Source organism: Bacillota bacterium, from assembly GCA_030019365.1.
In the GTDB taxonomy this organism is placed as follows: domain Bacteria; phylum Bacillota; class Sulfobacillia; order JACIYH01; family JACIYH01; genus JACIYH01.
This window is the reverse complement of record JASEFA010000018.1, coordinates 1-12155: the sequence shown is the minus strand read 5'-3', so window position 1 is coordinate 12155 and position 12155 is coordinate 1. Positions and strand designations below refer to the sequence as shown.

The 12155-nt window shown below is 65.4% G+C and carries 7 protein-coding genes and 1 pseudogene; all 8 read right to left on the bottom strand.

Features of this window, described 5'->3' with window-relative positions; translation table 11 throughout:
• Positions 1-271: 271 nt before the first annotated feature.
• Positions 272-424 (bottom strand): hypothetical protein, encoded by a 153-nt coding sequence (locus tag QME70_13905; protein ID MDI6895659.1) that lies wholly within the window; start codon positions 422-424, stop codon positions 272-274.
• A 1810-nt stretch (positions 425-2234) separates the two neighbouring features.
• On the bottom strand, positions 2235-2531 hold the full coding sequence (locus tag QME70_13900) for a hypothetical protein (GenBank protein ID MDI6895658.1): 297 nt from the start codon (positions 2529-2531) through the stop codon (positions 2235-2237).
• Positions 2532-4031: 1500 nt separating this feature from the next.
• Positions 4032-4874 carry a phosphoenolpyruvate hydrolase family protein gene (locus tag QME70_13895; GenBank protein ID MDI6895657.1) on the bottom strand — a complete coding sequence of 281 codons (843 nt, stop codon included), beginning with the start codon at positions 4872-4874 and terminating at the stop codon, positions 4032-4034.
• 13 nt (positions 4875-4887) lie between these two features.
• Positions 4888-6285, bottom strand: coding sequence for a Tm-1-like ATP-binding domain-containing protein (locus QME70_13890; GenBank protein MDI6895656.1), 1398 nt, complete (start codon positions 6283-6285; stop codon positions 4888-4890).
• Positions 6286-6383: 98 nt separating this feature from the next.
• A pseudogene (locus QME70_13885) lies at positions 6384-7064 on the bottom strand (acetamidase/formamidase family protein).
• 883 nt (positions 7065-7947) lie between these two features.
• On the bottom strand, positions 7948-8709 hold the full coding sequence (locus tag QME70_13880; protein MDI6895655.1) for an ABC transporter permease: 762 nt from the start codon (positions 8707-8709) through the stop codon (positions 7948-7950).
• The gene (locus tag QME70_13875; GenBank protein ID MDI6895654.1) at positions 8702-10075 is read right to left on the bottom strand and encodes an ATP-binding cassette domain-containing protein; all 1374 of its coding nucleotides are present in this window, start codon (positions 10073-10075) and stop codon (positions 8702-8704) included. Before QME70_13875 ends, QME70_13880 begins: the two co-directional genes overlap by 8 nt.
• A 562-nt stretch (positions 10076-10637) precedes the next feature.
• Positions 10638-11747 (bottom strand): class I SAM-dependent methyltransferase, encoded by a 1110-nt coding sequence (locus QME70_13870; GenBank protein MDI6895653.1) that lies wholly within the window; start codon positions 11745-11747, stop codon positions 10638-10640.
• Between the last annotated feature and the right edge of the window lie 408 nt (positions 11748-12155).

The window sequence follows — 12155 nt, the reverse complement described above, 5'->3', positions numbered from 1 at the left end:
GAGAGGGCCGCCTGATGGTGCTCGCAGGGGGTTTTGAAGCGCACTCCTAGGGTGGTTGAGCACCACCCGATGAGCGAGACGGGCGAGGAAGCGAGGGGTGCCATCTTGGTTTCGCGCGCGCCCCCTGCGGGATTGAGGCGTAGGCGCCCGCGTAGGGGCGACGATGCGGGCATGGGTGCCCAGGTCGGGCTGGTGATGCGGGCGTGGGGGCTGCGAGGCAGGGGCGGCGGGGGCGGGGGTCAGGGGCGGGGGTCAGGGGCGGGGGCGGGGGTCAGGGGCGGGCGCTGGAGCGGCAGGAGACGAGGTCGTCGTTGAGGCCGCCGGGGCCGTATAGGCCCTGCCGCAAAATGGCCACGGGGATGGTGCGGAACAGGATGCTCAGATCGAGCGAGAAGCTCCAGTGGTCGACGTACCAGCGCGACATCAGCCACCGAACGTTCGCGTGCGCTTGTGACAATCCTGGCAAAGGATCTCGCAGTTGGTGACGGTAGCTGGCCCCTGACTGTTCCGGTGGTGGGCTTCCCATCCGCCGGACACGTCTCGACCACGGTACTCCCAGACCAGCTTTTGCGGACATCGTCCTGAGTGCGGATGCGCTGTGCGGGTGCATTCGCACCTGCCACCCGCCCCCGCAAACGCCTCCCTGACGACGCTGTCCGGAAACGGCCCAGCCATCGTTACCCCTGCTGCTCTTTGCGATACCTCCCTGACCGCCACGTACGTCTGCACCAGCCACACAGTGCCGACATGACCGGACGCGACCGACAGCGACCTGCCCGACCGGCTGCACCTACCCGGGGCCATCGGGACTTGGGAGAATCCGAACGCGAATCGCCCGTCCCAGTGGAAGGACACCTCAAGACCTGGGGCCGGAAGTCCAGGACCACAACGGGCTGACGATAAGCTGCGGTGACACTTAGAGGCGTGGGGAGCGGAGGAGGGAGAGGGGGCGTCGAGGAGGGCGGAGAGCAGGGGCGCGTGCGAGTCGAAGAGGCGGTGGGGCTGGATGGCGCGTTTGATGCCGTCGCGGCCGGCGAGGTCGATGAGGAAGGCCAGCGTACCGTCGTCCACCCGCCGGGCAAGCTGCCGGACGCGCACGCCCACCTCGATCTCGCGGCCGAGCAGGGACCTCCACCGGCCATCGTATTCCGCCAGCGACCCCGCAGTCAGGTCGTCCTCCACCAGAGCGCGGGTCAAGACATCCACGGCGATCCCGGCCGCCAGCGATCCGTAATACACGCCGTGAGCGCCCGATCCGCTCCCCCGCGGAGAAGCCGGTCGGGGCATCACCCTGCACCTACTCAGTTTTTCCAGGGCAAGTTCACCCGCCACCACAGCACCAAGAAGGCTGCTCAGAGACGGCCAGGATCGGCCGACGTTAGCGGCGTCGGGAGGGCGCCATTTGCGCCTGGCACCGCGATCAGCCGGGTGACTGCGGCGCGGAAGCCGCGATCTTCCAGCGACTGCGGCGCAAGCGCCGCGACTCGCTCGGGATGGCGGACCCAGGGCCGCCATGACGGTGGCACTCCGGCGCGGGCTCCGTGGTCTTGCCGGGACCGCGGCGCAGGCACCGCCTTTCCGAATCCCACCTGGGCGCACGCGCCCGCGGCGGCGGCCATAGTGGGCTACCGCAGCAGCCCCGGCGGATCGGGGTCGCCGTGGAAGAACTGGCTGGGAGCACCAAGGAAGGTCTCCTAGCGGTGGTAGGGCTTGAGGTCATGCGGAAAACGATGGAAGAAGAGGTAAACCAGGTGGTGCGATTCAGAGGAACTGGGCACCTCGCGCAGCACCCAAGGCCCTCATAGCGGTAAGGGGGACAACCCCACCCGTGTTCACCTTCTCCGGGGGGACGTACGTCGCTGCAAGAAATCAAGAGGGCCGCGCCTCGCCGCCCATTACTCTTCGCACGAGTTTCATGACTTCGTCCACGTCGCGCACGCTGGCTCCTTTAACTCGAGACGGCAGAACTTGCCCGCTCAGCCCGTAGTGCAGATGATGGGGATATGTAGGGACCTCAGGATGGTGCGGAGCGTTGTCGAATCTCCACGTCTCACCTCCTCCCCGCTGCCAATGATACGAGTATCTACCCCTGTCATTGTACCTGATGTCCATGTAAGTCCCGTCTGAGAAAACTAGCCGAATCCTGCTGGGTTCAAGGGATTGGACAATAGCACCATTGATCAGATCCGGACAGACGGCAAGAATGTGCCTCACCAGGTCACCCGGGTCGACGCTCACCGGACCGGTTCCCTCATCACGGCCAGAAGCAGGTCCAGCAGCTTTTCGCGTCGGCCCTCGAGCCCTTCCCACTCAATGAGATCCTCCCAGGCTGGATGTTCTTCAACCTTGCGTTCCCGGATCAACCGCTCCAACCCGTCGGCCTGCCTGACGCCGTACCGGGCAATGAGGGCCAGGATCTGTTCCTCTGCGTTGCGGAGTTCGGTCTCCAGAAAAGTCTTCAGCGCCTTCCGCTCGAGTTCGTGCTCCGGCATGTTCAGTTGTCCAGCCACCATGGCCAGCGACGTGCTCACGTTTCCACCCTCCGCTCCGATTGTACCCGATGCCCCCGGGCGGCATCAATCCAGGTCCGACCGTCCGGCTCAATGGGGTACATGCGATTCGGGGGGCGATCGCGGTCCAGGGACTGCGGCTCGGTCTGTCAGCTTCGGTTGAGGGTGCGTGACGTGGGCGGTAAGGTGACCGCTCCCCCACGCGCGAGGCGCTGGCCTCCTACGTCGGCGAGCGCGGCGTCAGGCTGCAAGAGCTTGGCTCGGGGCCATAGGGGTTATCTTCCTTAACCCCCACTCCCGGGACCTGAATCTTCCCCAGGAGCCACGGGACTTACACAGATCGGCGGAGGGGCGGCGGTTCGCGGACGATGCGGTGCAGGCACCGCGGCCACAGGGTGATCGGTGCAGGGACCCCAGTGGAGGGGCCGATCGCGGTGTAGGCGCCGAGCTTCGGGGCATCGGGGTGTAGGGACCGCGGTCGGAGCAGGCATCTGGGTCTAGGGACCCCGGTGCCGGCAGGGATCGGGGTGTAGGGACCGCGGTCCGAGCAGCCATCGGGGTGCAGAGACCGCGGTTGGAGCGGGGATCGCGGTGTGGGGACCCTGGTGGGGTGCGGGGACCCCGGTTGGGGCAGGCGGGGGTGCCGGGGGGGTGGGTGGCGGGATGGATGGGATGGATGGGATGGGTGGCGGGGGGGTGGGTGGCGGCGGGGCGGGGGGGCCATCTGAGGAGGGGGCGGACGAGGGAGAGGCGGCCGTCGAGGAGGGCGGAGAGGAGGGGGCATGCCAGTCGAAGAGGCGGTGGGACTCCACGGCGCGCTTGATGCCGTCGCGGTTGGCGAGGTCGACGAGGAAGGCCAAGGCCCCCCCGAGGAGGTTGTCGATGATCTCCGCAAAAGCAGCCGAGTCCACCCCCTTGCTCTCGGTGGTGACAATCACTTGCTGGGCGAAGCCGTGCTTGCGATACCAGTCCGCCTTCTGCTGCCAGTGCGCCCGGTATTCGGTATCATGCATCAACCCCAGATGCTCCCAATACCATCTCATACCGCGGCACGTGAGGGTGAAATCGGGCAGGTAGAAGGTCACATCGGGTGCGTACAGGGCTGTCTCATAGGTGAAGGGGATGCCCCGGTCCGCGAGCAAGTTTGCGACGATCAACTCGGACTTGGAACGAAGGGAGGAGTTGATACGGGCCACATTAGCGTCCCCAATTCGGACAGCCTCGTCCGCGTCCTGCCGGCCCGCCGGGGCCGGAGCCGCCCGTGCGGGAGACGCCCGAAGGAAGTTACAGGCCGGCCAGATCCAGCAAAGCAGTACCCGCGCCGGCGAGGTGCTGTTCCATCTGGCGCAAGTTCTCGGTGAGGATTCCAACGTGGTCAGGGTGCTCCTGGCTCAGCCAATCCACGATGTACGGGCCGCCTTGCCTGCCTCCACGAATTCCCGCTCCTTGCAGGCCAACGTCTCTCCCCGGACCGCGCGCGCCCGGTTTGGTAGGGCCGCCCGACTGCCCCGGCCGCACCCTTCACCCGCGGGTCAGCTTGAGAGACTTGAATGCCCGAACCTGCTCCCGGATGGCGCGCTCGGTGGGCAGCCGTTCGATGCTGGAGGCACCGAAGAACCCGGCGATCCCGGGCATCCTCTCCAGGGCGCGGGCCACGTTGGCCGGCTCGTCCAGCGGCCCTCCGTGGCACAGTACGATGATGTCGGGGTTTACCTCACGGGCCGCCTTCGCCATGGCGAGCACTCTCTCGATGGCCTCGTCCAGCGAAAGTGCCACAGTCGCCCCGATGGTGCCCGCAGTGGTGAGCCCCACGTGGGGAACCAGAACGTCGGCACCGGCCTCGGCCATTCTGCGCGCCTGGTCCTCGTCGAACACGTAAGGCGCCGTGAGCAGGCCCATCTCGCGGGCGAGCCTGATCATCTCCACTTCCTTGTCGTACCCCATGCCCGTGCCTTCCAGGTTGGCCCGGAATACCCCGTCGATCAAGCCCACGGTGGGGAAGTTCTGTACGCCGCTGAAGTTGATCCGGATGAGCTCCTCCAGGAAAACCTCCATGTCGCGGAAGGGATCCGTCCCGCACACCCCGGCGAGAACCGGCGTGTGCTTCACCACCGGGATAACCTCACGCGCCATGTCCACCACGATGGCGTTGGCGTCCCCGTATGGCATGAGGCCGGCCAGGGAGCCGCGCCCCGACATGCGGTAACGTCCCGAATTGTAAATGATGATCAGGTCTGCGCCGCCGGCCTCTGCCATCTTGGCCGAGATGCCGGTACCCGCCCCGCAACCGATGACGGGTTCGCCCCTATTCACCTTCTCGCGCAAGTTCTGCAGGATTACATCCCGCACGATCCTCTTGCCCATCCTTATCCCTCCCCTAACAGCCCTGCAGCGGGGAAACCCAGGGCAGCAGATCCCCGTACATGCGCTTCCGCCACCGCCCGCCCAGCATGTCATCCAGGATGCGGGCAAGCAACAGGCCGAATTCCCTCTCGTTGATGTGCCTGTCCGCCACCAGCACCTCCAGGTTGTCCCTGGAAAGATCGACCTGCTCCTTCAACTCGTCGAGAAATGCCACGCTCCGCTTGGACCAGGTCGGGCGTTCAGGGTCTCCTCCATCCCAGAACGGCCCCGGGCCGGGACCCGCCCACCCCAACGACAGATCGGGTTCGCGGATGTCATACGCGCTCCACCCCCTCATGGGGACTGCCACGCAGGTGGGTCCCCGGGCCCGGTTCAGGCGCTCGGCGATGGCACGGGCCAGGGCGCGGGCTTCTTCGGGCAGCGTGCCGATCACGGTCACCATGGGGTTGTGCCTGTAAATGGTGCGGCCGGGGTAAAGCTTCTCTTCCTCCTCGAAGGTGCGACCCGTGACCAGCGACGCCTTACCCACCACCTGCTCCCGGGGCCCGAAGTTGATCATGTCCGCCCCGCCCGTGGAGATCACCTGGGGGACGCCCCTTTCCCCGGCTGCCGTCAGCCTGCCCGGCCCCGCGCTCAACACTCCCCCGCAGACCATGTCGGTCAGTTCGTGGGTGGTGACATCCGCCATCCCGGCGATGAAACCGCTCCTGATCATCTCTTCCATCGACCTGCCGCCGCTGCCCACGGCGTGGACGACCATCGAGTCGTAGCCTCTCTCCTCGAAGTAGCCGCGCACCACCTCGACGCAAGGGGTGGTGGTACCGAACATGGTATAACCGATGAGAGGCCTGGTGGCGATGGCCGGTTCGGGAGCGGAGGCCGCACCCACGGCAGCCCCGGCGGCGGCGCTCAGGATCCTGACCGTCACCGAGTTGAGCCCCTTTTCCGCCACCGGGTACCACATGGCAATGTCCTTGATGTCGACGTAGGGGCGGCAATCACCGGAAGCCATGGTCGAGAGCATCAGCTTGGCGACGCCGTAAGGCAACTCCTGCATGACCCGGGTACAGATGGAGGTCCCCAGGGAACCGGCGAACCCCATCACGGCCCCCACCCTGCCCTCCTGTACCAGGCGAGACGCGATCGCCGTAGCCCCCTTCGCCACCAGATCGGCGGCCTTCTCCCGCGGCATTCCCGTCAGCGCCCCGGCAGCAACCCCGGCCTCCCGGGCCACCTCGTCGATGGAGATGTCCGCCCACCCCACCGCTTTCCCGCTCACCGTCAGCTCCATCACGATCGGCGCGCCGCCGGCCCGCTCGACCTGGTCGCGCAAAAAGCGGACCTCGTCCCCCTTGGTGTCCAGGATCCCCATGATCAGTACTCCCGGTTTCCCACCCGCATCCCTGCGCACCTTGCCCACCCCCTGGGAAGGATATCCCCCGGTACGGTACCCATACGCGCACTTGACCTGGCGGCTTCGCCCCTCCGGGGGAAGTCGCCAGCCCCATCCTACAGCAGCTCGTACTGTTCCCTGACGAACGGCAACAACCCGACTCGCTCCAGCCGTTCCAGCGGAGCAGGGAAGGTAACCTGCACCACGCCCGGCAACCGCCCGATTTCGACGGCTCCCGTGATGGTAGCACGGTTCTTGACCTCGGGCACGCTCATGCCGAGCAAGCTTGCCGCCCGCTCGAGCCCGTTCTGAGTGGCCGCGTTCAGATCGGGCCCGGTGCCGACAAAACTGATGGGAGCCGACTCTTCAATCCGCTCCAGCCCCCACCTCCGCGCCAGCGCCACAGCCCGGGCGCGCTCCCCAGCCTCAAGAGGTCTGGCCAGGTAGGGCAGGTCTTCGGGGACGGGCAGGATGATGGGCCCATCGATCCCGAGGTTCTTGATCACCCGCACCTGGAGAGTGACGGTCCCCGAGACGTCGGCGGTGTGCCCGGCCACCTCGCCATCGCCCTGGCAGGCGTGCATGTCACCCACGTACACCCCGCCTCCCGGTACCTTGACCGGGCAAATCACGACGGCACCCGCCCTTACCGCATCGATGTTCATATGCCCGTCGGTGCGATGGGTCAGTTGCTCCGCCGTGATGGCGTACTCGTGCGGTGCCCCCACCAGGAAGGAACCGAAGTCGCCCGCATTGTGAGAGTCGGGCATGGTGACCGCAGGAGTCGTTCCCAGTTGGAGACAAAGTTCTGCTCACCGCACGTTTCAATAAGGTCCTGGCTAGTGGTCAGCTTGACCCCTATAACAACCACTGTCTTTCCCATGGTCTTCAGACGACGGACTAGAGGAATCAGGTCCCGGTCCCCGCCCACGAGACGAACGAGTCGCAAGCCGGATCGGTCAGCGCCATTTCGTACGCATCCAGCATCAGTTCAAGGTCAGACGCGTTCTTCCGTCACCTCATCAGGGCCCGTCTTGCCATACACGTGGCGAGTCTCCACCATTTTGCGCTGCAGCGCCGTCTGCAACCCCCGAAGCTCATCCAGGTCAAAGTCAGCATAGGCGCGAAGGTTCTTCACAGTGTTCGGGAATCTCTCATGTACCAAACCGATTACTAGGTCAACCAGACGGGCGGGGTTCCGGCTTGACCTTGAAGTTGCGCTTCATGCTCCAGTGGATGTTCTCATAGTCGATCAACACCAGCGTCTTGACGACCGTCACCCCCGCTTGCTAAGCCAACGACCCGCGGCGACCTGGTGAGGGGTTGCAGCGACATGATACGCCGCAAGTACCACCATCTCCTTCCAATGGCGGCCACCGGCGTGGCTTTATCTGGCCGTCGACTCGTTAAACACTCCTGACGCTTCGTTTGCAACAACGGCAACTGCCCCTGCTAAGTGACCCGCCCATACCCCTGGTTCGGAAGCATCTGTTCTGTAGGGAACTAGCAGTTCCTCCCTGGGTCGGCATGGTCACTGCCGGGCGAGGACTTAGTTGGTAGGGACAGAAGATACAAGCACATGAGGCACCGTGGCCCGGATAGCCAGTCACGAAGTCCAGCTGGGTACACGCGGCCGACTTGGCGGGCGCGACGCACTGGGACGTGTTCACTGACGGTGCATCATCTCAGGCAGCGCGGGTAAAAGAACGCGGCGGAGGCCGCCGCAAGAGCTACGAAAACGACCACCACAATCAGGTCTAGGCCCAGCCACCCATGAGCACCGCTAAGCAGGCCCCGCAGAAGGTTCGTGGCGTAAGTGAGAGGATTGACATAGGCTAGGGGACGGATCCAGCCCGGGATGGCCGCCAGTGGATAGTACACGCAGGAGGTGAACATGAGGGGCGTGCCCAGCAGGTTCATGAACAGGTTATAAGACTCACTCCGCTCTATGATCGCAGCCGCGCTCACGCCCAGTAAAGCCCAGGCCGCGCCGGAGAGCGCCGACACCACCCACACTGCCGCAATTGTGCCCAGTGACCATCTGATTCGGTCGCCCAACACTGGCGTCGATATGAGGATGAGGATCGAGTTCACCATAAGTACGTCGAGAACCCCGGTGATCGAGATCGAGGCAAGCAGAGTGGCCCGACGGATGGGCAGGGCAAACAACACCTCAAGCTGGCGCATCATCTTATCCATCCATACCGAGAAGGAGGCTCTCAGTCCGAGCGCCATGGAGTTGAGTACCAGGAGGCCAGGTACCACGAAGGCGGCGTAGTTCATCTCTACCGTTCCCACACGGATGCTCCCTACGGCTTGTGCCAAGGCGGGTGCGAACAGCAGGAAAGAAAGGACAGGGCCCACAACGAAGACAAAGCGGAAGGGCGACTTGAGTAGTCCCTGCAGATCCCGGTAAAGCACGCGCCCAAGTTCGCTAAGCACGGCTTTCATCCCTCCCAAACAGCCGCAGGTAGGCTTCCTCCACCGTGGGAGCACCGACCTCGAGCCCTGCCAGCCGGTGGCCCCACCCGTACAGGAGAGCGATCACCTCGGGCAAGCAGGCCCCGTTTCCCTTCAGTTGTAGGCGCAAGGCGGCAGGTTGTTCCCCTGCAGCCTTCGCCTGCAATACACCTTGGACGGCACGCAGTTTTTCCGCCACTTCGGCTACACTCACGCCGCCCGCCCCGTTCCCGACGTCTCCCAGCATGAGGGAAACAGCGGTCTGTCCCAACTCATCCAGCAGAGACCTCTTGGAGCCCCGCCACACCACCACACCTTCTCTCAAGAAGCAAACCTCATCGGCCAGTTCATGCACCTCGTCCATCGCCTGGGTGGTCAGGAACACCGTGGAACCCTGTTCACGCGCCTCCTGTACGCGCGTCCACACGGTATGGCGCGACACAGGATCCAGGCCTGTGGTAGGCTCATCCAAGAACAGTACCTGTGCTGGCAATGCCAGAGCGCGTGCCACATCCACCCGTCGTCTGAGACCACCTGAGAGCTCCGAGGATTTCTTGTGCATGTGCTCGGTCAAGTCAAAACGTTCCAGCACATCACGAGCCAGGAGTCTCGCCTTAGACGGTCGCACCCCTCGCAGGATCAAGTACAACCAGATGTTGTCATGCACATTGAACTGCTCGCCAAGGCCTCCACCCTGAGGGACCAAAGCGAGGCAGCTTCTTACCTGGAACGATTGGCTGCATACGTCATAGCCACAGACTCTGGCCGTTCCAGCATCGGGCCGTATGATGGTAGTCAGGATTCTCGTGGTGGTGGTTTTGCCGGCACCGTTCGGCCCCAGGAGCGCGAAAATGGTTCCCTGTTCCACCGCCAGGTCGACTTCCCTAACGGCCCACCTATTGAGGTATCTCTTCCCCAGCCCTTCCGTTTCGACGGCGTGTGCCATCCCTAAACTTTCCCTACCTCTCCAATGAGTTCGCGATATCTTTCCAAATAGCTGGCTGCGGGTCTCCGACCCGCACCCGTACCGCGTTGCGGGACCTCCACCGGCGATCACACCCGGCCCACGACTCCGCAGACAGGTGTCCTCCGCCAGCGCGCGGGCCAACACCTCCACAGAAATCTCGGCCGCCAGCAGTCCGTAGTACACGCCGCCGCCCGTCGTGGTCTTGACCTGGCCGGCGGCTTCGGCCACCACCAAAACGCAGTCCGCCACCGCGCAAGGCAGGGTGCCGAGGGGGAGCAGGCCGACCACCGGCCTGCCCGTGACGCGGTGGCCGCGGCCGCGCAGGCGCCGATGGTCTAGGAGCGCCGCCAGGCGCTCGAGGGGGCGGTCGTAGGCGGTCACCCCTCCATCTTCGGTCGCCGCCTTCTCCGTGAAGGCAAAGGCACCGCGGAACGAGGGCCCACTGAGCCAGGAGAAACCTTTCCGGGTCGATCGCGGCGCAGGCGCTGCGGTTCGGCGGACCATGCCGGTGCCGGAGCCTCGGTTGGGGCAGCGATTCCGGCGTAGGGGCAGCGGTTCGGCGGGCCATCCCGGCGGGGGCGCCGCAGTTCGAGGGCCGATTCCGGTGCAGGGACCGCGGTGCGGGGGGCGATCGCGGTGTAGGCACCGCGGTGCGGGGGGGCATCGCGGCACAGACGGCGGACCCCGGTGGTTGCCAAGCAACAGGCCGACAATTAGAACCGTAGGATTACGGCCTGGGCGCGAGATGCTCTTGCAGGCCTCGGCAAAGGTCAGCCTGCCGATGGCACCGTCCATGAAGCTCACGGTTGCCGAGACGACGCCCCGCTCCTTCCCTTCGATTTGGTCTAATGGTACGCTGTTGCGCACAAACTCCCACTGTGGACGATGGGCCGGACTTCCGCCACGTGCTGACGGGCGTCGGCCATCGGGTCGGGGTATCTCTCTAGGTGGTGAGCCGTGTCCCGGCGACCGCCCTCTCGAGGACGAATACCTTCCAGCCTATGTACCTGCGTTCCCTGCTCAGGTACGAGACTTTCTCCTTGTGCTTGCGTTCCCAGTGCGCGCGCGCCTCCGGATCATCCGGGTGCAGAGCCAGGTTGCGATGCAGTGCCAGCCACTGTAGCGATTCGTACCTGTCCCAGTCCGGCAGCGACGCCTCTACCATGTAGGTGAGGTCATACCCATTGCGCTCGATGGTCTCCAGCAGCTCGGAGTCCGTGCGCAACACGATCTCGGACGCGACTTCGTCGCGATAAGCCTGCGTACCCTCGCATTCGTTGAGCGTGGCTTCGCCGATAGCCAGAACGCCTCCGTCGGCCAGACACGACCCGAGCGCCTCGATCGTGTCCTCAAACGACCCAAAGATGAAGGTCGCCCCGATGCACAGGGCCACGTCGAACCTGTCGCCTTTCGAAGCCAGCGCTCGCGTGTGTTCTCTGCCGTCGGCACGCACGAACAGCACCTTGTTGGCGAAAGCAGACAGCCGCCTTCTGGCCTCTGCCTGCCGGATCTCGCCCGGAGACAGGTCTACACCCAGGCAGCGCGCAAGGAAGTTCTCCACGAGAAGAAAGGTCAGGCCGCCCTTCCCGCACCCCACGTCCAGCACCCGTTTCTCCACACCGGTGGCGGAGCGGGTCACCGCCGCATCGGGGAACAATCCGTCGTTGATGTTGGCAAGCCTCCAGGCCTCTGGAGCCCCCTGTCTGAGCTCCAGCCCGCATGCCCATCCAAGCTCCATGAGCTTGTCGATGTTGGTGGGATTCATGAACCGGTGGAACGAATGGCCCGTTGAGTAGAACTCGAACCCGTCCAAAGACCAGCCTCTCCTTTCGCCCCGTCCCCGACGCTCATACGACCGGAAATCGGGTTGTACCCGCAACTCCATGACCGCCACGCCGTAAGAGCCCGTCCTGTTGTTGCTGGCGAGGGCGGGCCGGACGGATGCCATGATCGAATTCGAGCCCCCCTGGTCTACTCCCTCCTCGAACTTCTGGGCACAGGCCAGGGCCCGCGCCTGAGTCACGGCCGGGCGGGACGAGGCGCGGCGGGACATCCATCCTGAGTGCGGCGTGGGCGCCGCGGTGGTGGGGTTGATCCGGGCGTAGGAGCCGCGATGGCAACGCTGATCCGGGCGTGGGCGCCCCGGTGCGGCGTGGGATTGGGGCGTGGGCGCCCCGGTCGGGCGGGAGATGGGGGCGTGGGCGCCGCGATACGGCTCCGATTGCGGCGTGGGCGCCGCGGTTGGCCGGCGATTGCGGCGTGGGCGCCGCCGCCTCGGCCGGGACCGCGGCGCCTGCACCGGCGTCCGGCGGCGATTGGGGGGCAGGCGGCGGGGGCGGCGGGGGCGGCGGGGGCGGCGGGGGCGCGAGCGGTGGCGCGGACGCGGGGGCTATTTGAGGAGGGTGCGGAGGAGGGAGAGGGGGCCGTCGAGGAGGGCGGAGAGCAGGGCCGCGTGCCAGTC